The organism is Streptomyces sp. ID05-39B, from assembly GCF_033794725.1.
GTDB lineage: Bacteria > Actinomycetota > Actinomycetes > Streptomycetales > Streptomycetaceae > Streptomyces > Streptomyces bobili.
This window is the reverse complement of the sequence record NZ_JARGEF010000142.1, coordinates 1-20,982: the sequence shown is the minus strand read 5'-3', so window position 1 is coordinate 20,982 and position 20,982 is coordinate 1. Positions and strand designations below refer to the sequence as shown.

Here is a 20,982-nt window from a genome sequence, read left to right as displayed (position 1 = left end):
ATACGGGGCCAGGCGCCGCGCACCCGCGCCGCCTGGCCCCGTATCTCCTTCGCCCGGCTGACGTTCGAGATACCCCCGGGCTGGACGCTGACGACGGACGGCAACGACAGCGACGCCTGCGTACAGCCCGTGAACCGGGCCGGGCTGCCCACGATGTTCGGCTGTGCCGGAATCGCCATCAAGTCCGGCTCCATCCCCGGCAACGAAATGAGGCCCTACCAGGCCCGTCAGCCCGGCGGCTGGTACCCGGCCACCGACGTCCAGCCCTGCCCGGTCCGCCCGACGACCCTCGCGGACGGTTCCTTCAACGGCATCACCAGCGGCACGTCGGCGTCGCCGGTCGAGTCCGGACTGCGCCCGGTGGGCAGCCGCAAGGCGGCCTACGACCGCTGGACGGCCGCCTGCGCAAGCGGTTACCTCTTCGCACCCCAGGCATGGCACCTGCCCGTCTCCCGGGTGCTCTTCCTCGACTACACAGGACACGCGGAGACAGCCCGGGTGCTGGAGTCGGTCCGCTTCCCCGGCTGACCGCCAAGGGCGATCGGCTGTGTGAGGGCAGGTATCCGCACATTCTCTGGGTAACCCGAACGGGTCATGAACGTTGAGCCCCGCGGCGGTGGCGCCGAGGTTGACGGTCGGGAATGGCCACGTGCCGCGACCGTCGAAGCCGCCCTCATTCTCCAAGACACTTTCATGGCAACTTCCCATGCGTACGTGACCCGGTCGCAGTATGCGGCTGCGCGGGACCCCGCCGTCACGGGCGCGCTGTGCGAGTCGCCGGGCTCGTCGACGGACCGACCGCGCTCGCCCACCCCCGCGTCCTCCTCGGCGCGCTTCGGCGTCAGAGGGCCCGCGGCGGCACCCGGTGAGCCACCGAGCGGCACCTCGGAGGCACCCCGCACCCCGCACCCCGCACGATCCGCCCCGCCTAGCCTTGCGGGATCTCCGCCTGCGCCACCTCGAAGCCTTCGCGACGCAACCGTTCGCTCCCCCAGGCGCCGAGCGGCCCGAGCGCCTCGTTGAGCGTGTGTCCGTGCTCGGTCAGGGAGTACTCCACCCGTGGGGGCACCTCGGCATAGACCTTCCGGTGCACGAGCCCGTCCGCCTCCATCTCACGCAGATGCTGGGTCAGCATCTTCTCGCTCACTCCGGACAGAGCCCGGCGCAACTCCGCGAAACGGCGTACGGGATGGGCGTCGAGTTCCCACAGGATCAGCCCCTTCCACTTGCCGCTGACCACATCGAGCCCGGCGTCGATGCCACAGATGTAGGGCCCGCTTCTCGGCGACTTCGCCCTCACCGATCCCCCTTACGAAAAGGTAAGTACCGCAGAAAATAGTAGGTACTTCCGAGGTTAGCTTCCTTGATCGAGCATGAACGGGTGAACGAACGACAGAACCAGACCACCACGCAGCACAGCCCCGTCACCGTGATCGGTCTCGGCCCGATGGGTCAGGCGATGACCCGCACCCTCCTCACCGCCGGCCACCCGGTCACCGTCTGGAACCGCACCGCGGGCCGGGCCGACGGCGTCGTCGCCGACGGAGCGACGCTCGCGGCGACACCCGCCGAGGCGGTCGAAGCGAGTGACCTCGTGATCCTCAGCCTCACCGACTACCAGGCGATGTACGACATCCTCGACGGCGCCACCGCCTCACTCGCCGGCCGGACGCTGGTCAACCTCAGTTCCGACACCCCCGAACGCACCCGCGAGGCGGCGACCTGGGCGGCCGGACACGACGCCGCCTTCCTCACCGGCGGTGTCATGGTCCCCGCCCCGATGGTCGGCACCGAGGCGGCGCACATCTACTACAGCGGCCCCCACGAGGTGATGGAGAAGCACCGGGCGACGCTGGCTCCGCTCGCCACGCCCAGGCATCTGGGCCAGGACCCCGGCCTCGCCCAGATGATGTACCAGGCCCAGCTCGCGGTGTTCCTCACCACCCTGTCCGCGCTCATGCACGCCACCGCGATGCTCGGCACCACAGGGATGAAGGCCGCGGAAGCGCTGCCGGAGCTGCTCTCCTTCACCAACTCGATCGGCGCCATCCTGAGGGCCGGTGAAGAGACCCCCGGCGCCGCGCTGGACGCCGGAGAGCACCCCGGCGACCTCAGCACGGTCGCCATGATGGGTGCGACCGCCGACCACATCGTCGAGACCAGCACGGCGATCGGCCTCGACCTCGCGCTCCCCCTCGCCGTGCAGGCCCACTACCGGCGCGCGATCGAGAACGGACACGGCCGGGACAACTGGACCCGCATCATCGACGGCATCCGGAACGCCCGCTGACGGTCAGGCACCAACTCTCCGTACGATCCCGAGCCGGCCGGGTACATCCGCCTCCGCGCGCACCGTCCTTCCCGGCGGCGGGCCGCGGTCCAGCACCTCCCAGCGGGCCGCCGGCGCGTCCACCATCAACAGGCCTCGTCCTGACTCGGCCGGCGGGCACGGGGGTTTTACGGCGTCGGGTCCGGGCGGGTGTGAGCCTGTGCGCGTGCGCGTGTCGGTGACTGCGACGCGGACGCTGCCCTGGATCAGGGCGAGCCCCAGCGCGAAGTCCTTCCCGGTACCTGCCCATGCGTCACGGCGTTCGCCACTCACGCAGCCGAGTGAGGTGCCCATGAACAGGCCGCCTCAGACTGGTTCACGAGCAGCTACAGCAGCAGGGGATCGGACGATCGCACCGAGTCGCCCTGGACCGGCGCAAGTCCAGCCACACCAGCGCCCCCGGCGATGACTGCATCGAGATCGCCCTCACCTGGCGCAAGTCCAGCCACGCCAGCAGCGGTTCGGGGGAGGGCGGCGAAGTCGCCGCCCTCCCCCGCCACATCCCCGTCCGTGACTCCAAGTGCCAGGACGACGGACCCCAGCTCGCCCTCTCCCCCGCCGCCTGGGCCAAGTTCGTCGCCCACGCGGGGGCGTGACCACGGGGCCGCCCGCGAGGTGCGCCGCGGGCGGCTCCTGCCTCCTACTTGCCCGGACACTCCTTCCAGGCCATGTGGTACACCGTGCTGATGTCGCCGTCGGTCGAGTCCATGGTCATGAAGCTGACCTTGCCCGGTGCGGAGCTGCCCGCGTTGACCCGTAGCTCGGTGTTGATGTTGAAGTTGCGCTGGACCCCGCAGGGCGCCCACACGAGCTGCGCCCAGTCGGTGTTGTCGGTGGCCTGCCAGTTGTCGTTGTAGGCACCGGCGATCGGGTGGTTCTTGTACACCGTGCTCGACGAGCCCTGGAAGTAGTACGAGGCCCGCTGTACGGCGCTGGCGCCCGGCTGGAGCAGGGCGAAGCCCCGGTAGTCGGCGCTGGCGATGGCGTACGTGAAGCCCTGCGGGACGTGGACGATCAGGTTGAGCTGGCAGTTCTTGCGGAACGCCGTGGGGTCGGAGTTGCCGCCCGCCTGGGCGAGGTAGTCGCTGTAGGTGACGGTGAAGGCGGTGTTGTCCTCGGAGACGGCGATGGCGGCGGTGCCGGCCGGGCAGCCGGAGCCGTTCACCGTGGCGATGTTGATGACGATCTTGTCCGGGGGCGGGTCGACGAACCCGGAGGACGGGTTGTGCGCGGGTATGGCGGAGGTGATGAGAGCGGCGACAGCACCGCTCAGAAGGAGCCCACCTGTCATGGTCTCTCCCTGGGTCGGGGGGTGGCTGCGCCCGAGGGGTCGACACGCCAACTCCGTGAAGAATCAATGGAGTTGTTGTGAAGCCTCGGGGGCGTTCGCATCGTAGGGAGGCCCTGCGGGCCCGGCCAGGCCGGACTTCGGCCATTCACCCCGCCCCGATCACACCGGCACTTCGGTATCCCTGAGTAACCCTTTTCTCCCCTCACCTCAACTGCCCTCTGTAATCAATCCTGTTCGACCCGTTGACACTCTTCACACTCCCTCCTAGGGTCACGCCATCATTCCGACCATGTGACGAGATTTCGAACAACGGAGGGCAAGCGCTTACCGGTCCACCGGGAACCAGCGCTCACCTGGCCGGAATGCCGTGGCACGGCCCGGCGTACCCACAGGTCCACGCCGGCACAGGCATCACGAGCGTCGACGAGACCCGGATGCCAGGCCGCACCGCCGCACCCGTCCCCACTTCGTTCAGTCCAACGCGCCCGGTACCCCCTGGTACGACACCGGCGCGTCGGGACCCCCCTCAACGACGAGAAGAACAAGGAACGATCACGATGCGCACTCGAAGAGCCGCCCTCGGCACCATCGCCGGAGCCGTCTCCCTCGCCCTCACCCTGTCCGCCTGCGGCGAGACCAGCGAGAGCAGCTCCAGCAAGGCGGGCGGCACCATCGGGATCGCCATGCCGACCCGGGCCTCCGAGCGCTGGCTCACCGACGGCAAGAGCGTCGTCAAGGACCTGGAGACCAAGGGGTACAAGACCAAGCTGGTCTACGGCGACGACGACCCGAAAGCCCAGGTCGCGCAGGTCGCTGAGCTGGTCGAGCAGGGCGTCGACGCGCTGATCATCGCGGCCATCGACAACAAGTCGCTGAACGGCGTGCTCAAGCAGGCCGCCGACGCCAAGATCCCGGTGATCTCCTACGACCGGCTCATCCTCGGCTCCGCGAACGTGGACTACTACGTCTCCTTCGACAACGAGCAGGTCGGCCGGCAGCAGGCCCGCTTCATCATCGAGAAGCTCGGCCTGGAGGACGGCAAGGGCCCGTTCAACATCGAGCTGTTCGCCGGGTCTCCCGACGACAACAACACCAGGTACTTCTACGACGGTTCGATGCACCTGCTCCAGCCGTACCTGGACAGCAAGCAGCTGGTCGTGCGGTCCGGCGAGACCTCGCTCGACAAGGTCACGACGCTGCGCTGGGACGGGGCGACCGCGCAGAAGCGTATGAGCCGCATCCTGTCCAAGTCGTACAACGGCAAGACGGTCGACGCGATCCTCTCACCGTACGACGGCATCTCCCTGGGTGTCCTGGCCGCGGTCAAGGAATACGGTTACGGCCCGAACGGCAAGGACCTCCCGATCGTCACCGGTCAGGACGCCGAACTGGCCTCGGTGAAGTCGATCATCGCGGGTGAGCAGTCGCAGACCGTCTACAAGGACCTCCGCGAACTCGCCACCGTCGCCGCCAACATGGCCGACGACCTGCTCAAGGGCAGGACGCCGAGGATCAACAACAGAAGGGGCTACAAGAACGGCGTCAAGGACGTGCCCGCCTACCTGCTCCAGCCGGCGAGCGTCGACAAGTCCAACTACAGCTATGTTCTGGCCGGTTACTACACCGCAGAACAGCTCAAGTAGCGCCCGGCGCTCCCGGGTCTTTCGGTTGGATCGGGCCGGATCAGGGAGCGGGGTCTGGTGCTGGGGGTACCTCCCACGCCTTTCGGCAGTGGGGGAGCATCGCAAGGCGGAGGAGGGAGTCAGGGCGGAGCCCTGGGGACCGACGACAACGCGGCGAGGTGCGGTGCCAGGCCCCGCGAGCCCGGCATGATCCGAACGAGAGGCCCTAGGGGTTCTCCCAGGCAGCCGGTTCCGCCGCCAGGTCGCGGACCGGGGCCGGGAGGGCGTCCGCGGCGATGTCGGCCACCGTGACGCCCTCCAGGATCTTGCGGACGTTGGCGCGCAGCGCGATCCACAGCGGCAGCAGGGGCCGCGCCGTGCCCGTGTAGGTCAGTCCGGTCGGGCGTTCGCCCCGGACGGAGACGATCGGGCCGTCGACCGCGCGGATCACGTCGGCGACGGTGATCCGCGCGGGGTCGCGGGCGAGCCGGTAGCCGCCGCCTCCGCCGCGACGGCTCTCGACGATGCCGCCGCGCCGGAGGTCACCCAGGATCCCCTCCAGGAACTTGTGCGGGATGCCCTGCTCGGCGGAGATCGTCTCCGCCTTCACCGGGTCGCCGCCGCCCTGCCGTACGGCCAGTTCCAGTACCGCCCGCACCGCGTAGTCCGCCCGTGCCGAGATCCTCATACCGACATTGTGGGGGCAGGTGGCACCGTCCCGTTCAGGCCAGCCGGATCACGTTCCAGGAAAGCGGTTCCAGCGTCGCTGTCAGCGTCCCGTCCGAGACCGCCGTACCGTCCACCACGTGCGGTGCGACCCGCTCGGGGTCCTCCAGCGTGTTGCGGGCGTCCGGGTCGGCGTCGGCGAGCGCGCTGTGCTCGACCAGCCGCGAGACCCCGAGACCGGCCACGGCCACCTCCAGGGGCATCGCCTCGGTACGGCTCCGGTTGACCGCGAAGACCGTCACCGAGCCGTCCTTCGCGCGCACGGCGGTGGCGTGCAGCAGGTCGGCCTCGCCGTACTTCTGCGTCGGGTACGTCGGTGAGTCCACCCGGACGTCGAGCACCTCTCCCCGCCCGTACCGGGACGCCTGCGCGAACGGGAAGAACGTCGTCTGCCGCCACGCCGCGCCGCCCGGCTCGGTCATGATCGGCGCGATGACGTTGACCAGCTGGGCCAGGCAGGCGACGGCGACGCGGTCGGCGTGCCGCAGCAGGGCGATGAGGAGCGAGCCGAAGACGACCGCGTCCATGACGCTGTAGTTGTCCTCCAGCAGGCGCGGGGCCTCGGGCCAGTCGTCCTGCGCGAACGTCGTCGCCTGCTCCTGCCAGCGGGACATGTACCAGACGTTCCACTCGTCGAAGGAGAGGTTGATCTTCTTCTTCGACTTCAGGCGGGCGCCGACGTGGTCGCAGGTGGCGACCACGTTCTCGATGAAGGACTCCATGTCGACGGCGGAGGCGAGGAAGGAGTCCACATCGCCGTCGAGGGGCTCGTAGTAGGCGTGCAGGGAGATGTGGTCGACCAGGTCGTACGTCTCCTGCAGAACCGTCGCCTCCCACTCGGCGAACGTCGGCATCGACTGGCCCGAGCTGCCGCAGGCGACGAGTTCCACGCCGGGGTCCTGCTGGCGCATCGCGCGGGCGGTCTCGGCGGCGATCCGGCCGTACTCCTGCGCCGTCTTGTGGCCGGTCTGCCAGGGGCCGTCCATCTCGTTGCCCAGGCACCACAGCCGGATGCCGAAGGGGTCCTTGTCGCCGTGGGAGGCGCGCAGGTCCGAAAGCGCCGTGCCGGAGGGGTGGTTGGCGTACTCCTGGAGTTCGAGGGCCTCGGCCACGCCGCGGGTGCCGAGGTTGACCGCCATCATCGGCTCGGCCTGCGGGCCGACCTTCTTCAGGAAGGCGATGTACTCGGAGAGGCCGAACCGGTTGGTCTCCGTCGAGTGCCAGGCCAGGTCCAGCCGGCGCGGGCGGCTCTCCGCCGGACCGACGGAGTCCTCCCACTTGTAGCCCGAGACGAAGTTGCCGCCGGGGTAGCGGATGGCCGTCACGCCGAGTTCGCGGACGAGGTCGAGGACGTCCTGCCGCAGGCCCGCCTCGTCGGCGGTGGCGTGGCCGGGCTCGTGGATACCGGTGTAGACACAGCGGCCGAGGTGCTCCACGAAGGAACCGAACAGGCGGGGGTTGACCTGGCCGACGGTGAAGGCGGGGTCGAGGGTGAAGCGGGCGGGTCGCATCTTTTCCTTCCGAGGGGTGCGATTCGTCTGCGGTGCGGTTCGTCTGCGGTGCGGTTTTGCGGGTGGGTGCGGTTCGTCTGCGGTGCGGCTGTGTGGGTGGGTGCCGTTCGTCTGCGGGTGCGGTCCGTCCGCGAGGGGGTCGGGGAGCCGCGGGCCGGTCGCGTGGGCTTCGCGTTCTCAGGACACCCGGGGCCAGCCGCTCTTCGTCCAGACCAGCCGGTTGAGCCCGAGCTTGGGTGTGCCCTCGTCCTGGGCGTCGTAGTAGTGGTACGCCAGCCAGTCCTGGCCCCGGTCGCGGAAGACCGACTGGCCGCCCGTGCCGACGTACCGGCCGTGGCCCTCCAGGAGCAGGTCGCCGCCGCCCTCCAGCATCGGGGTGCCCTTGCTGTCTGCGTACGGGCCGGTGACCGTCGAGGACCTGCCGACCTTGATCTTGTACGTGGAGTTCACGCCGGCGCAGCACGCGTCGTACGAGGCGAAGAGGTAGTAGTAGCGGCCGTGCCTGACGATGTACGGGCCCTCCACCGCGTACGGCAGGTCGGGGCGGGCGGCCAGGTGGCGGACGGTGGCTTGCGAGGCGCTCGGCTTGCCGGTCCGCCGGTCCAGCTCGATCATGCGGATGCCGGACCAGTACGAGCCGAAGGACATCCACAGCCTGCCGTCGGCCTCGACGAGGGCCGGGTCGATGGCGTTCCAGGTGTCGGTGGTCTCCGAGGTGAAGACCTTGCCCTGGTCGGTCCAGGTGCCGGGCAGGCCGGACGGGGAGGTGGCCACGCCGATCGCGGAGTGGTTGGTGCCCCAGGAGGAGACGGCGTAGTAGAGCCAGTAGCGGCCGGCGCGGTAGGAGATGTCGGGCGCCCAGGGGTCGCCGGTGTCGTTGTACTCGTACCACCAGCCCGGGGGCTCGGCGAAGGCGTTGCCGGCGTCGTCCCACTGCCTGCCGTCCTTCGAGAGGCGGGCGCCGATGACGCCGCCGGTCGAATAGGCCGCGTAGCCGCCCGAGGCGAGGCGGATGACCGTGGGGTCGTGGATGATCCGCTGGCCGGTCACGGGGCGGGGGTCGGGGTAGCTGTCCGCGGCCTGGGCGGCGTGGGGCAGCAGGGCCATGAGGGCCGCCGTGGCCACGGCGGTGAGGGTGGTGCGCAGGGTCACTGTCCCGCCAATCCCGTGTGTGCGACACCCGCCACGATCTGGCGCTGGAAGAAGACGAAGACGATGATCAGCGGCAGGCCCGCCATGAGGCCGCCGGCCATGAGCTGGGCCCACTGGATGCCGTAGGAGTTCATGACGGTCGCGATGCCGTTCGGCATGGTCATCAGGTCGGGGTTGTTGGTCACCATGTACGGCCACAGGAAGTTGTTCCACGAGGCGATGAAGGTGAAGATGCCGACCGCCGCGAGGGAGGGGCGGGAGAGCGGGACCACGATGGTGAAGAACACCCGCCAGCGGCCCGCGCCGTCGATGAAAGCGGCTTCCTCCAGTTCCCGCGGGATGCCCTGGAAGAACTTGTAGAGGATGTAGACCATCGCGGCGGGCGCGCACTGCGGCAGGATCATGCCCCAGTAGGTGTCGACCATGCCCATCTGCTGGACGGTGGTGAACAGGGGCACGCCGAGCACGGCCGGGGAGACCATCAGGCCCGCCATCACCACGCCCATCAGGGAGCCCTTGCCGCGGAACTCCGTGCGGGCGAAGCCGTAGCCGGCGAGCGCGGCCACCAGGAGCACCACGGCCGTCACACAGACGGAGACGACGAGGGAGTTCACGAACCAGTTGGTGATGTTGCCGGACTCGAACATGGCCGACCACGCCTGGCCGGTCCAGTCCTTCGGCAGCCAGTGCGGCGGCACCTCGACGGCCTCGGTCTCCGCCTTCAGGGAGGTGAACACCGCCCAGACCAGCGGCGAGAGAAACACCAGGGAAACGGTTGCGCCGAGCAGGGTGAGCACGATCTGGCTGGGCGTCCAGGGCCGCCTGCGGGGCTTGCCCGGTGCCGGTGCGGCGGTCCGGGCGGCCGTCTGCGTGGCGGTCTGTGCGGCGGTGGTCATCTGCCGCCCTCCTCACGGTTGCGCAGCAGCCACATCCGCGCGAGGGCGACGGCCGCGATGAGCACGAAGAAGATGATCGAGATCGCGGAGGCATAGCCCACGCGGTAGCTGGTGAAGCCCTCTTCGAGGGTGTACTGCACGAAGGTGCGGGTCGATTCCTCGGGTCCGGTGCCGAAGTCCATCATCACGACCGCCTGGTCGAAGACCTGGAGCGAGGCGAGGATCTGGAGGGCGACGACGAGCCCGGTGATGTTGCGCAGCATCGGCAGCGTGATGTGGACCATGCGGTGCCAGGCGTTCGCGCCGTCCAGCTTGGCGGCCTCGTAGAGGTGCGCGGGGATGCCCTGGAGCGCGGCGAGATAGAGCAGGAAGCTGAAGCCGACCGTCCACCACAGGGTGCAGATGACGACGGCGAGCATGGCGTACGACTTGTCGGTCAGCCAGGGCGTCTCGATGCCGAAGACGTAGTTGATCATTCCGGTGCCGGGGTTGAACAGCCACTGCCAGAGATTCGCGGCGACCGTGGACGGCAGCAGGAACGGGGCGAAGAAGCAGAGCCGCCACAGCCACTTGGCGCGCTCGATGTGGTGGGCGAGCATCGCGAGGAGGAAGGCGAGCACGGTGATGCACGGCACCACGAGCAGCGTGAAGTAGCCACTGTGGCCGAGCGCGTCCCACACCAGGGGGTCGTCGACCGCCTCGCGGTAGTTGTCGAGGCCGACGAAGCTCGTGCTGTCGCCGGAGATGTTGGCGTCCGTGAAACTGAGGTACACGCCGCGCAGCAGCGGCCAGATCACGAAGAGCGCGAACAGCACCAGGAACGGGGCGACGAACCAGCCGCCGTGCTGGAAGCCCTGCCTGCGGCGGACGGTGGTACTCAGCGCGACGGTCCTCGCGCGCGCCGGACGGAATACGGTTTCTGCGCCGGTCGTCGTCATGCGACCGCACCTCCCTGCGCGGCGGTTCTGCCGTCCATGGGGTTCTTCGAGGCGAGCAGCTCGGTGAGCATGCCCTTCATCCGGCGGGCGGCGGCCTTCGGCTCGGCGGAGCCCATCGTCGAGGAGACGACGATCGGGCCGACGCGCTGGGCGAGGATGCCGGTGGAGCCCGCGAACCACACCTTCGGCTCGGTGGCCTGGTGGTCCATCGCCGAGGCGTACTCGTTCTGTGGGCTCAGCTTCTTGTACGCGGCCGTGGACAACGTCGGCGTGTAGGCGGGGATGTGGCCGCCGGCCGCCCACTGCTGGGCGTGCTGGACGACGTAGGCGGCGAGTTGGTGGGCGGCCTCGTTCGTGGCGCCGCCGCGCTCGGACTGGTGCGGCAGGACGAAGGAGTGCGACTCGGCGTGGGTGGCCTGTTCGCCGAAGACGGGCGGCAGCGGGGTGGCGCCGTAGTCGAGCTCGGCGCCGGAGAAGACGGGCACCGACCAGTTGCCCTCCCAGGTGAAGGGGGCGCCGTTGATGAACTGCTCGCCGTCGGCTGCACCCGCGGTGGAGTAGCCCTCGGTGACGTGCCGGCGCAGGAACTCCAGTACCTCGGTGGCCTTGTCGGTGTCGAAGGTGACCTCGGTGGCGGCGTCGTTGAAGTAGGTGCCGCCGAGCTGGGTGTAGAACGCGACGAAGAACCACCACATGAAGTTCTGGTCGTTGGCGTGCAGTCCGAGGGTCTGCAGACCCTTCCTCGTGGCCTTCTTGGCCTCCTTCAGCACGTCGAACCACTCGTCGGTCGAGGTGACCGGGACCATCCGCCCGTCGGCGCCTAGCAGGCCGGCCTTCTTCAGCACGTCCTTGCGGTAGAAGCAGAGCTGGACGTGGATGTCGAGCGGGAGGGCGTAGAGCTTGCCGTCGATGACGCCCCGCTTCCACAGCGCGGGGGTGAAGTCGGCTTCCCGCACTCCGTACTTGGCGAGCAGCCGCACATCCCAGGGGTCCAGGAGGCGGCCGGGTGAGAAGCCGGTGACGCGGCCCATGTGCATGACGCCGAGGTCCGGTGCGCGGTTGCCCGCGGCGGCCATGGCGAGCTTGGTGTAGAAGGGGCTGCCCCACTGGAGGGTGGAGTCCTTGACGTCGATGCCTGGGTTGTCCTCACGGAAGGTGTCCAGCATCGCGATCATGTTGTATCCGTCGCCGCCGCTGAAGAGGTTCCAGTAGCGCACGCGGGTGTCCGCTCCGGAGGCGAGCGCGTCGGCTCCGGTTCCGAGTGCCGCGAAGCCGAAGCTTCCCGCGACGGTCAGGCCGCCTGCGGCGGCCAGAAGTCGCCTGCGACTCAGGTCAGGTCGTCCCATGCCCTGCCCTTACTGTTCGGTATCTCGAATCATGCCCGTAACTTCGAACGGGACCGTAAATTCGATGCGCCGTCACGTCAATGGTTCCGACACGACTTCCGGCAACTTTCGACGGAAAGTCTGATAGCGCTTTCTGTGAAGGCGCCGCCGGATTCCGTGAAGGTGCAGCCCGTTTCCGAAATGGTGCGGCTCAGGTCTCCGGGACGGCGCCCTCCGCTTCCGAACGCGTCGGCTCCGGTTTCCGTGAGGGCGCGGCTCCCGTTCCCGAAACGCTGCGGCTCCGGTTTCCGTGAAGGCGCGGCTGGAGGTTTCCGGGAGGGCGCGGCTGGAGGTTTCCGGGAGGGCGCCGCTCCCGCTTCCGTGAAGGCGCCACTGCGGGCCGGCATCACGTGACGGGGACACGTCCGGCCGCGTAGCCTCGGAAACCGGCTGCCGCGAGGCGGTGGGAAAGGGGACCGGATGGACATCGCGGGCGTGCGCGGAACGGCTGCCCGGATCGCCTCGGCGCTGCGGCGCGCGAGGACCGGACCCGCCATGCGTCACCTCGCCGGCGAACTGTCCGCCGCACTGCGTGCCCGGCCCCGGACCCCGGCCGGAGTGCGGGAGGTGTCCCAGGCACTGTGCGAGGAACTGGCCGCGCTGCGCGGCGGGCGCCCCGTCGAGCTGCGCTTCGAGCGGTTCCCCGACGAGATCGAAGTGACCGGGCTGTGCGTGCAGTTCGAGCACTTCGACCTGGTCATCGTCGAGGAGCGGGCCGAGGAGGTGCAGCAACTCGTCATCCTCGGCCATGAGTTGTGGCACCTGCACGCCGGGCACGACCACCGCGGCACCACCGGCACGGCAGCCGCCCGCGCGCTCGCCGTACGGCCCGCCTGGCGCGACCTCGCCCTCGCGGTCGCCGCCCGCAACGGCTCCCGCGCCCAGGACGAGGGCCAGGCCGAGGACTTCGGCCACCGGCTCGCCGCCACGCTGCGGCCCCTGCTGCACGGCGGCGACGACACCGCCGCCGCTCCCCTCGACCCCGTCCAGCGGTCCCTCGGCTACCGGGGACGCAACGGCACGGACCGGCGGTGAGCGACCTGGCCCCCGCCGCGGCACGGCTCACCGAACCGCAGGCCCTCACACCGGCCGGCTTCGTCAACGAGTTGTACCCGTCGTTCTGGTGGATCCCGGCCGGCATCCTGGCGGCCGCCCTCGCCATCAAGCTGCCCAGCATCATCCGGCTCTGGACCGACCCGCTGCTGCGCGCGGTCGGCGGCCTGCTGGTGCTCGCCCTGTCGGTGTTCGTGTTCGTCGCGCCGTCGACGATTCGCTGGGTCAACCGGGTCACCGGCGTGCCCAACATCTCCGGACCCTGGGTGTACTCCCTGCTCACCGCGTTCTGCGGCTCGTGCCTGCTGCTGATCATCACCTGGCGCAACGGCCTGTCCGACCGCTCGCCCCGCACCCGCGCCGCCATGCGCTGGGTCCTCGGCGCCTACGCCACCGTCATCGCCGCCCTGTGGATCCTGTTCGCCCTCGCCGACATGCCCGAGGAACGGCTGCGGGATCTCGACACCTACTACGCGAACACGCCGTACGCCCGCGAGATGATCGTGCTCTACCTGCTCGCGCACACCGTGGCCACGCTCATCACCCACGCGCTGGTATGGAACTGGGTGCGCACCGACGGACTCGACTCCCTGCTCCGCTGGGGGCTGAAGTTCCTCGGCGTGGGCTACGCCCTCCAGTTGGCCTTCGACGCGGCCAAGCTGAGCGCCGTGGGCGGCCGTTGGGCCGGACGGGAGCTGGACTGGCTGAGCACGGCCGTGGCGCCGCCGCTGGCCTGCCTGTCCGCCATCCTGATCGCCGTCGGGTTCATCCTCCCGCACACCGGCCAGTACCTGCGCGACCGTCGGCAGATCCGCGACGCCGTCGGCGAACTCCGGCCGCTGTACCGGCTGATGAAGGCGGGCAGCGGCGGCGGAGTCCCCCGCGTCCTGCGCACCCCGCCCGAACTGCGCCTGATCCGCCGGGAGACGTTCATCCGCGACGCTCTGCTCGCCCTGTCCCGGTTCGTCGACGCGGACCTGCGCGCACGCTCGTACGAGGCCGCCCTCGCCCTCGGTCATCCGCCGGAGCGGGCGAAGGCGCTGGCCGCCGCGGTGACCGTGCTGGACGCGGCCGACGCGAGGAGCCAGGGGCGGGAACCCGACGGCGCGGGCGACGACTCCGGCTCCCGCCGTCCGGGTTCCGTCGCCGGTTCGCCCAGCGACTCGGGCTCGGGCTCCGGCTCCGGCTCCGGCTCCGGCGCAGCCGACACGACCGATCTGCTGCGGGACATCGGGGCGGTGTCGCGTGCACTGGGGCATCCGGACGAGGTGCGGGCGGTGCGGGAGCGGGCCGCGGCTTCTGCGGCTTCTGCGGACGGAGGGCGGGCCGGGGACCCCGTGGGGCATGGGGACAGCGAGCGTTAGCGGGGCCGGGAGCGGCGTGTCGAGCACGCCCGCCCGGCAGGCGTGCGCGCGCCTCCTCCACCTGGTGTTCACCGGCCCCGCACACCCGCCGACAAAGGCCGGAACTCGCGGGCGGGACCCGGGTCGTTCCGGGCGGGAGGAAGGGTTCTGGCGCCGGGCAGCGGGGGTTTTCGGCCACGGGTGCCGGAGCGCCGTATCCCGTTCACCCGTTACAGCCGGTTCCTCCCCGCCTAGTTCGCGCCGAATTCTCCCCTCCGCGGAGGCCGAGGTAGCTGAAACGGCACAGGTCTTGGCATATTGCACGGCACAGGTCCTGGCATATTGCACGGACCGGAAGACCCGCACAGCCACGGGGAGAACCGTGCGTACGAACAGGGAGATGCGTCGCCTCGCCGACACGCTCATCACTCCCATCCGCGTGCCGGTCCCGGCCGAGCCCGATGTCCTGTTCGACGCGGTCGTCGAGGCGGCCGCGCGCTGGCGGGGCCGCGAGATCGTCGTGCACCGGGCGGTGTTCCCGCCGCACACCGCCAGCGGCCTCTGGCTGGAGGGCGAGAACCACGACGACGTCGTCATCGACGAACGGGCCGCCGTCTGGCACCAGATCGTGATCTTCTGCCACGAGGTGTGGCACATGCACCGCCGCCAGGCCGACGCCGTCCCCGGTGCCGCCCCGGCCGCCGCCGCCCGCACCGACTTCACCCTCTCCGACGAGCAGGAGGCGGACCGCTTCGGCATGCTGATGGGCCGTCGGCTGCGCACCTGGCTGGAGGCCTCCGCCGACTCCGTGTACGCCGACCGCGGCGACGACACCCAGGACATCGCCGGACGCATCGGCGCGGCCCTCAACTACCGGGGGACCCGAAGATGAACGGTCTGCCCCACTACCTCAGCGCCGCCGCCCTCTGGCTCGGCCTGCTGGCTCGGGCCCCCGACCTGCTGCGCCACCGGCACGACCCCTACCTGCGTTCCATCTGCGCGGTGCTGGGCCTGGCCGGGCTCTGCTTCTTTCTCGGGGCCCCGCCCATCGTCGGCACCGTCAACCGGCTCAGCGGGGTGCCCAACCTGGCCGCGCCACTGACGTACGCCGCGATCACCGGCTACAGCGCCGCCTCCCAGGTGCTGATCGTGCACTGGCGTGGCGGCCCGCGGGTGCGCCGGACCGCCCGGCGCTGGATCCTGGCGTACACCCTGCTCGTCCTCGGCATCGCCACGATGTTCGTGCTCGGCGACGCGCCCGTGGAGCGGCGCACCGACCTCGACACCTACTACGCCGACACCCCCTACCTCCGCGAGATGATCCTGCTCTACCTGCTCGGGCATCTGGCCGCCGCCGGCGTCACCGCCGTCTCCGCCCTGCGCTGGGCGCGCGAGGTGCGCGGCCGGCTGCGGACGGGCCTCGTCACGCTCGGCCTCGGCGCGCTCTGCGGGACCGTGTACAGCCTGGCCAGGCTCGCCGCCGTGGCCGCCCGCTGGACCGGCCACGACTGGTCCTCCCTGGTCACCAGGGCCTCCCCGGCGGCGGCCGGACTCGGCGCGCTCCTGACGGTCGTCGGCGTCCTCGTCCCGCTGGCCGGCCCCCGGCTCACCGAATGGCGGCGGACCCGGCGCACCTACGCCCGCCTCGAACCCCTGGAACGCGAACTGGACGGCGTCCTCACCCGCCACGCCCTGCGGCTGCCCCCGCCCCGCTGGGCCCGGCCCGCCACCCGGCTCGTGTGGCGCCGGACCAGCATCCACAACGCGCTGACCTACCTGGACGCCTATGCCGACCGTCAGCTGTACGAGGTGACGCTGCGGGCCGCGCTGCACCGCAGCGGTGACGCGGAGCGGGCCGCCGCGACGGCCTGGGCGACCGTCATCGCGGCGGCCGTACGACGGGAGGCCCAGGCGGGGCCGGCCGCGCCCACCGGTGGCGGTAGCGGGAGCGGCGGTCTCGGGGCGTCCGACTGGTTCCTGGAGCGGGCCACGGACCCGGCCGCGCTGGTGCGCATCGCCGACGCGCTGGCCGGCGAGCCGCTCGTCCGGGCCGCCGCGGCGCAGGCTTCGGCGGAAGTCCGTGCGGAAGTCCCTGCGGAAGCGGAAGCGGCGGTCGTGGCCGAGAGGCGGTCGACGCCGTGAGCCTCGTCGTCTACCTCGCCGGCGCCGTCCTCCTGCTCTCCGCCGCCGTGCTGTTCCGCCGGCCCGGGTCGGCCTCGCCCAACCCCCTCACCGCCTCCACCTGCGTCACCATCATCCTCGGCGCGGTCGTCTTCGTCTGCTCGGCGCCGGTCACCCTGGCCGCCGTCAACGACCTCACCGGCATCCCCAACTTCGGCGCCCCGCTGACGTACGGCATGCTCTCGGCGTACAGCTGCTCGGTGCTGGTCCTGCTCGCCTACTGGCGGGGCGGGCCGCCCGAGCGGGTACGGCGCCAGGTGTTGCGCCGCATCGCCGTGTACGCGCCGCTGATCGTGACCCTGATCGTGCTGTTCACGCTCGCCGACGCGCCCACCGAACGGCTCACGGACCTCGACACCTACTACGCGAACACGCCGTACATGCGCGAGATGATCGTGCTCTACCTGCTCGGACACACCGCCGCCATCGTCGCGATGGCCGTGGTCTGCCTGAAGTGGGCACGCGAGGTCACCGGGCTGCTACGGGCCGGGCTGCTGCTGATGATCGTCGGCGCGCTGCTGGACCTGCTCGGCTTCCAGCTGACCAAGTACACGGCCGTCGTGGCCCGTTGGACCGGACACGACCTCGACTTCCTCTCCACGAACGTCGCCCCGCCGATGGCCGCCCTCGCCGCGCTGCTCTTCTCCGTCGGCTATGTCCTGCCCCGGCTGCTGCCGGCCGCCGTCGCGCACGGGCGCGGACTGCGCGACCACCGGCGGCTGCGCCCCCTGTGGACCCGCGTGGGCTTCGTGTCGGTGGCGCCCAAGCCGCCCGTGTCCTGGTGGCGGCTGCCGGAGGAGCGGCTGCACTGGCGGGAGGTCGCCATCCACGACGCGCTGCTCGCCCTCGCCCCCTACTTCGACGACCGGGTACGGTCGCGGGTGCTCGCCGCCGCCCTCGGCGAGCGCCGTACCGCGCACGAGGCTCGGGTCGCCGCGGAGGCCGCCATGCTCGCCGAGGCCGCCCGGCGGGCCGCCGCGCACGAGGCGCCGTGCGCGACGCCGAGCACCCACCGGCTGCACGCCACGGAGGTGTCCGGCACCGCCGGGCTGGTCGAGCTGGCCCAGGCTCTGGCCCGGACTCCGGCCCAGGGCCCGGTCGGTGAAGGTACGGTGAAGCCATCCATGGCGGCTGAGAGTCCGCCTTCGTGATGCCTGCCCGGCCCGGCCCGGCTCTCCGTGACCCGCCTGACCCACCTGCCCTCCTGACCTCCTGACCGTCCGTCATCTGCTGCCTGTCTGCCGTTCTGCCCTGCCTGTCTGCCTGCCTGCCTTCGTGGCCGAGTACGAGGAGCCCCATGTCCCGTAGAGCTGTCGTCATCGGTGCCGGCCTGGCGGGCATGCTGGCCGCGGCGGCCCTGTCCACCGTCGTGGACGAGGTGACCGTGCTGGAACGGGACGACCTCCCCGACGGGCCCGAGCACCGCAAGGGCCTGCCGCAGGGCCGGCACGCCCACCTGCTCATGGCAGGCGGGCTCGCCGCCATGGAGGACCTCGTGCCGGGCGTCGGCATGCGCAAGCACCTGCTCGCCGCCGGGGCCCGCGAGATATCCCTCAGCTCCGGCGTGATCGCCCTCACCCCCGAGGGCTGGATGCGGCGCTGGCGGCGCGAAGGCCCACGGATGATGACCTGCAGCCGGGCGCTGCTCGACTGGGCGGTCCGCGGCGCCGTACTGGCCAACACCGGGGCCCAGGTCCGCAAGGGTCAGGCGCTGGCCCTCACCGGCGACGCGGAGCGCGTCACGGGCGTACGGGTCTCCACGCCCGACGGGGACGAGGTGATCGACGCCGAGTTCGTGGTCGACGCGAGCGGGCGTGGGTCGCGGGTCGTCAACTGGCTGTCCGGACTGGGCATTTACGGTGTCCGGGAGAAGACGGTCGACGCGGGCCTCGTCAACGCCACCCGGATCTACCGCACCCCCGAAGGGGCCGGGCGGTTCCCGCTCACCATCATCCAGGCCGACCCGTACCAGGGGCTGCCCGGACGCAGCGGCATGGTGCTGCCCATCGAGGGCGACCGGTGGATGGTCAGCCTCGCCGGGACACGCGGCGGGGGCGAACCGCCGTCCGACCCGGACGGGTTCCTCCGGTACACCCTCGATCTGCCGCATCCCCTCGTCGGGCAGCTGATCTCCGGCGCCGAGCCGCTCACCGACATCCACGTCAGCCGCAGCACCAGCAACCAGCGGCGCTACCTGGAGAAGATGCGGGAGTGGCCCGAGGGGTTCGTCTCGCTCGGCGACGCGCTGGCCACCTTCAACCCGGCGTACGGACAGGGCATGTCGGTGGCCGCGCTCGGCGCGCAGGTGCTGCACCGGGAACTGCGGCGGGGCGGGGTCGGTTCGGCGGGGCTCGCCCGGCGGGTGCAGCGGGGGGCGGCGGCGTCGGTCGAGGCCGCCTGGACGATGGCGGTCAGCCAGGACGTCTGGTTCCCCGGGACGCGCGGCGGGGCCCCGACCGTCGCGGACCGGCTGGTCACCGGATTCACCCGGCGGGTGGTCCGCACGGCCACCGGGTCGTACGCCGCGGCGTCTGCGCTCTGGGACGTCACCAGCCTCACGGCGGGCCCGGAGCGGCTGCTGCGCCCGCCGGCCCTGCTGGCCACCCTGAACGGCCCGTCGCTGCCGGCCGCGGCGGGGCCGCCGTTGACAGAGGCGGAGCGGGCGGTGCTGCGGCAACTCCGGTGACGGAGTTCGCGCGAGGGCCGGGGAACTGAGGAAGGGCGGGGTGGGGGCGGATCGGCCCCACCCCCGCCGCGTCCCCTCAGCCGCTGAACGCCGGCTGGGCCACGCCCTGCCCCGCGCCGGGGACGACCAGCAGGGAGCCCGACAGCGGATGGGGGGCCTCCAGGCCCACCCGGGCGGTGGTGACGTACAGATCCGTCAGACCGGCGCCGCCGAACGCGCAGGCCGTCACCAGCGGAGTCGGCAGCTCTATCACGCGGTCCAGCACACCCTCAGGGGTGTACCGGCGCACCGCTCCGCCCGCCCACAACGCCACCCACACACACCCGTCCGCGTCGACCGTCAGCCCGTCGGGGAAGCCCGCGCCGTCCTCGATCTCGACGAAGGGGCGACGGTTCGTCACCCGCCCGTCGGCGTGGTCGAGGACGTCGACGCGGCGGGTCGGGGAGTCGATGTAGTACATCAGCGTGCCGGAAGGGCTCCAGCCCGTCCCGTTGCTCACCGCGACGTCGTCGAGGACCACCGAGACCGAACCGTCCCCGGTGACACGGGACAGCGTTCCTCCGCCCGGCGCCTCGTCGTACCGCATCGTGCCGACCCAGAGCGAGCCGTCGGGCGCGACCGCCGCGTCGTTGGCGCGGCGGCCCGGGACCGGCTCGTGGTGGAGCCAGCAAAAGCTCCCGTCCTCGTCCAGGAGGCCCACGCCGTCCCGGAGGTTCAGGACGAGGCCGCCGCCCGCACGCGGCTTGGCCGCGCCCACGTGCTGCTCGGTGACGCGGACCCCGCGACGGCCCGTCGCGGGGTCGTAGCTGTGCAGGCGCGAGCCGAGGATGTCGAGCCAGAGGAGGCGGCCGGTGGCCGGGTCCCAGGTGGGACCCTCGCCGAGGGTGGCCTCCGCCCGGACGGCGACGTCGAACACGTGTCTCATGCCACGCTCCGGTAGCCCAGTTGTTCCGACAGTTCCGCCGCGCCCTTGGCGGCGAGCTGCTCCAGCTCGATGCGCCGGTCGTCGCTCCAGCGGATCATGGGCACGGAGATCGACAGCGCGGCCACGACCCGGCCGGTGCGGTCGCGCACCGGGGCCGCCACGCAGCTGACGTCCGGGTTCGACTCACGGTTCTCCACCGCGATGCCCCGCTCCCGGATCTCCGCCAGGGCCTCGCGCAGCGCGTCAGGCTCGGTGATGCTGTTGGGCGTCATCGCGATCAGGTCGGCGTCGTCGGGGACCCGCGCGGTCAGCTCGGCGTCGGGGAGGGAGGCGAGCAGCATCTTGCCCACGGAGGTGCAGTGCGCGGGGAGGCGACGGCCCGCCGCCGACACCATGCGGACGGCGTGCGTGGAGTCGACCTTGGCGATGTAGATGACGTCCGTGCCCTCCAGGATCGCCACATGGACCGTCTCGTCGCACGTCTCGGCCACGGTCCGGGCGACCTGCTGGCCCTCGGCGGCCAGGTCGAGCTGCTCGGCGTACCGGCTGCCGAGCTGGTACGGCCGCACGCCGAGGCGGTAGCGTCCGGGCTGTCCGGGCACGGTGACGATGTACGACCGGGCGGCGAGCGTGGTGACCAGCTCGTGCACGGTGGTGCGCGGCAGCTGGAGCCGGCGCACTATGTCAGGGGCGGAGAGGGTCCCGTCCCCGTCGAGGAAGAGCTCGAGAATGTCGAGAGCCCGGGTAACGGCAGGTACGAGTCGTCCCACGGCCGGCTCCCTCCCTTGGTTCGTTTGAGCCTGCGTTCGAAATTTCAACAGACGATCGGCATGACGAACACAGGCTAGCCATAGAGCGCGGCACCGGGCAATGGCCTCGGCGTGGATGCGTGACGGGACTGGTGCGGCGCTGCGTGCGGGGAGGGTGCGGGGATGCGCGTGGGG

At 71.0% G+C, this 20,982-nt stretch carries 20 protein-coding genes; 10 read left to right on the top strand and 10 right to left on the bottom strand.

The genetic code is table 11. The features are described 5' to 3' along the window. A partial coding sequence (locus P1P75_RS26440; protein WP_319259688.1) for a hypothetical protein occupies positions 1–528 on the top strand: 528 nt, incomplete at its 5' end. Between the two features lie 400 nt (positions 529–928). On the opposite strand, the gene P1P75_RS26435 is transcribed toward P1P75_RS26440, so the two are convergent. Then, on the bottom strand, positions 929–1,300 hold the full coding sequence (locus tag P1P75_RS26435) for a helix-turn-helix domain-containing protein (protein ID WP_319259685.1): 372 nt from the start codon (positions 1,298–1,300) through the stop codon (positions 929–931). 81 nt (positions 1,301–1,381) lie between these two features. On the opposite strand from P1P75_RS26435, the gene P1P75_RS26430 reads away from it, so the two are divergent. Then, complete coding sequence (locus P1P75_RS26430) at positions 1,382–2,290, top strand: NAD(P)-binding domain-containing protein (protein WP_319259682.1); 909 nt, start codon at positions 1,382–1,384, stop codon at positions 2,288–2,290. A 350-nt stretch (positions 2,291–2,640) separates the two neighbouring features. Next, a complete protein-coding gene (locus P1P75_RS26425; protein WP_319259695.1) occupies positions 2,641–2,925 on the top strand; it encodes a DUF397 domain-containing protein in 285 nt (94 codons plus the stop codon). 44 nt (positions 2,926–2,969) lie between these two features. Here the strand turns inward: P1P75_RS26425 and P1P75_RS26420 are convergent, their stop codons facing one another. Beyond that, positions 2,970–3,620 (bottom strand): DUF4360 domain-containing protein, encoded by a 651-nt coding sequence (locus P1P75_RS26420; protein ID WP_319259679.1) that lies wholly within the window; start codon positions 3,618–3,620, stop codon positions 2,970–2,972. A 557-nt stretch (positions 3,621–4,177) separates the two neighbouring features. Here P1P75_RS26420 and chvE point away from each other — a divergent pair. After that, positions 4,178–5,263, top strand: coding sequence for a multiple monosaccharide ABC transporter substrate-binding protein (gene chvE / locus P1P75_RS26415; RefSeq protein ID WP_319259676.1), 1,086 nt, complete (start codon positions 4,178–4,180; stop codon positions 5,261–5,263). A gap of 205 nt (positions 5,264–5,468) precedes the next feature. On the opposite strand, the gene P1P75_RS26410 is transcribed toward chvE, so the two are convergent. The 6 genes from P1P75_RS26410 to P1P75_RS26385 form a co-directional block, all read right to left on the bottom strand. Continuing rightward, positions 5,469–5,930 carry an Rrf2 family transcriptional regulator gene (locus tag P1P75_RS26410; RefSeq protein ID WP_319259674.1) on the bottom strand — a complete coding sequence of 154 codons (462 nt, stop codon included), beginning with the start codon at positions 5,928–5,930 and terminating at the stop codon, positions 5,469–5,471. Positions 5,931–5,964: 34 nt separating this feature from the next. Next, on the bottom strand, positions 5,965–7,479 hold the full coding sequence (locus P1P75_RS26405) for an alpha-N-arabinofuranosidase (RefSeq protein ID WP_319259671.1): 1,515 nt from the start codon (positions 7,477–7,479) through the stop codon (positions 5,965–5,967). A 177-nt stretch (positions 7,480–7,656) separates the two neighbouring features. Further along, positions 7,657–8,586 (bottom strand): arabinan endo-1,5-alpha-L-arabinosidase, encoded by a 930-nt coding sequence (locus tag P1P75_RS26400; protein ID WP_319259693.1) that lies wholly within the window; start codon positions 8,584–8,586, stop codon positions 7,657–7,659. 41 nt (positions 8,587–8,627) lie between these two features. Continuing rightward, positions 8,628–9,527, bottom strand: coding sequence for a carbohydrate ABC transporter permease (locus tag P1P75_RS26395; protein ID WP_319259668.1), 900 nt, complete (start codon positions 9,525–9,527; stop codon positions 8,628–8,630). After that, entirely contained in the window at positions 9,524–10,465 is a 942-nt protein-coding gene (locus tag P1P75_RS26390) for a sugar ABC transporter permease (RefSeq protein WP_319259665.1), read from the bottom strand. Before P1P75_RS26390 ends, P1P75_RS26395 begins: the two co-directional genes overlap by 4 nt. After that, positions 10,462–11,811: an extracellular solute-binding protein gene (locus P1P75_RS26385; RefSeq protein WP_319259663.1), complete on the bottom strand. Its 1,350-nt coding sequence runs from the start codon at positions 11,809–11,811 to the stop codon at positions 10,462–10,464. The genes P1P75_RS26390 and P1P75_RS26385 overlap by 4 nt, the downstream gene beginning before the upstream one ends. 459 nt (positions 11,812–12,270) lie before the next feature. On the opposite strand from P1P75_RS26385, the gene P1P75_RS26380 reads away from it, so the two are divergent. From P1P75_RS26380 to P1P75_RS26355, 6 genes are all read left to right on the top strand, one after another. Next, on the top strand, positions 12,271–12,885 hold the full coding sequence (locus tag P1P75_RS26380; RefSeq protein WP_319259660.1) for a toxin-antitoxin system, toxin component family protein: 615 nt from the start codon (positions 12,271–12,273) through the stop codon (positions 12,883–12,885). 5 nt (positions 12,886–12,890) lie between these two features. After that, positions 12,891–14,267: an MAB_1171c family putative transporter gene (locus P1P75_RS26375; RefSeq protein WP_319259691.1), complete on the top strand. Its 1,377-nt coding sequence runs from the start codon at positions 12,891–12,893 to the stop codon at positions 14,265–14,267. Positions 14,268–14,628: 361 nt separating this feature from the next. Beyond that, positions 14,629–15,138, top strand: coding sequence for a toxin (locus P1P75_RS26370; RefSeq protein WP_319259657.1), 510 nt, complete (start codon positions 14,629–14,631; stop codon positions 15,136–15,138). Beyond that, positions 15,135–16,388 (top strand): MAB_1171c family putative transporter, encoded by a 1,254-nt coding sequence (locus P1P75_RS26365; protein ID WP_319259655.1) that lies wholly within the window; start codon positions 15,135–15,137, stop codon positions 16,386–16,388. Before P1P75_RS26370 ends, P1P75_RS26365 begins: the two co-directional genes overlap by 4 nt. Next, positions 16,385–17,578: an MAB_1171c family putative transporter gene (locus P1P75_RS26360; RefSeq protein WP_319259653.1), complete on the top strand. Its 1,194-nt coding sequence runs from the start codon at positions 16,385–16,387 to the stop codon at positions 17,576–17,578. Before P1P75_RS26365 ends, P1P75_RS26360 begins: the two co-directional genes overlap by 4 nt. A gap of 146 nt (positions 17,579–17,724) precedes the next feature. Next, a complete protein-coding gene (locus tag P1P75_RS26355; RefSeq protein WP_319259651.1) occupies positions 17,725–19,113 on the top strand; it encodes an FAD-dependent monooxygenase in 1,389 nt (462 codons plus the stop codon). 76 nt (positions 19,114–19,189) lie between these two features. Here P1P75_RS26355 and P1P75_RS26350 read toward each other — a convergent pair whose 3' ends face one another. Both P1P75_RS26350 and P1P75_RS26345 read right to left on the bottom strand, forming a co-directional pair. After that, positions 19,190–20,038, bottom strand: a complete 849-nt coding sequence (locus P1P75_RS26350) for an SMP-30/gluconolactonase/LRE family protein (RefSeq protein WP_319259648.1) — start codon at positions 20,036–20,038, stop codon at positions 19,190–19,192. Then, a complete protein-coding gene (locus tag P1P75_RS26345) occupies positions 20,035–20,808 on the bottom strand; it encodes an IclR family transcriptional regulator (RefSeq protein WP_086772774.1) in 774 nt (257 codons plus the stop codon). Before P1P75_RS26345 ends, P1P75_RS26350 begins: the two co-directional genes overlap by 4 nt. Between the last annotated feature and the right edge of the window lie 174 nt (positions 20,809–20,982).

Excerpts from the sequence above, each read along its gene's own strand:
- P1P75_RS26395 (WP_319259668.1), bottom strand. The coding sequence starts at position 9,527 with ATGACCACCGCCGCACAGACCGCCACGCAGACGGCCGCCCGGACCGCC.
- P1P75_RS26390 (WP_319259665.1), bottom strand. The coding sequence starts at position 10,465 with ATGACGACGACCGGCGCAGAAACCGTATTCCGTCCGGCGCGCGCGAGG.
- P1P75_RS26405 (WP_319259671.1), bottom strand. The coding sequence starts at position 7,479 with ATGCGACCCGCCCGCTTCACCCTCGACCCCGCCTTCACCGTCGGCCAG.
- P1P75_RS26380 (WP_319259660.1), top strand. The coding sequence starts at position 12,271 with ATGGACATCGCGGGCGTGCGCGGAACGGCTGCCCGGATCGCCTCGGCG.
- P1P75_RS26365 (WP_319259655.1), top strand. The coding sequence starts at position 15,135 with ATGAACGGTCTGCCCCACTACCTCAGCGCCGCCGCCCTCTGGCTCGGC.
- P1P75_RS26410 (WP_319259674.1), bottom strand. The coding sequence starts at position 5,930 with ATGAGGATCTCGGCACGGGCGGACTACGCGGTGCGGGCGGTACTGGAA.
- chvE (WP_319259676.1), top strand. The coding sequence starts at position 4,178 with ATGCGCACTCGAAGAGCCGCCCTCGGCACCATCGCCGGAGCCGTCTCC.
- P1P75_RS26420 (WP_319259679.1), bottom strand. The coding sequence starts at position 3,620 with ATGACAGGTGGGCTCCTTCTGAGCGGTGCTGTCGCCGCTCTCATCACC.
- P1P75_RS26355 (WP_319259651.1), top strand. The coding sequence starts at position 17,725 with ATGTCCCGTAGAGCTGTCGTCATCGGTGCCGGCCTGGCGGGCATGCTG.
- P1P75_RS26350 (WP_319259648.1), bottom strand. The coding sequence starts at position 20,038 with ATGAGACACGTGTTCGACGTCGCCGTCCGGGCGGAGGCCACCCTCGGC.
- P1P75_RS26400 (WP_319259693.1), bottom strand. The coding sequence starts at position 8,586 with ATGGCCCTGCTGCCCCACGCCGCCCAGGCCGCGGACAGCTACCCCGAC.
- P1P75_RS26385 (WP_319259663.1), bottom strand. The coding sequence starts at position 11,811 with ATGGGACGACCTGACCTGAGTCGCAGGCGACTTCTGGCCGCCGCAGGC.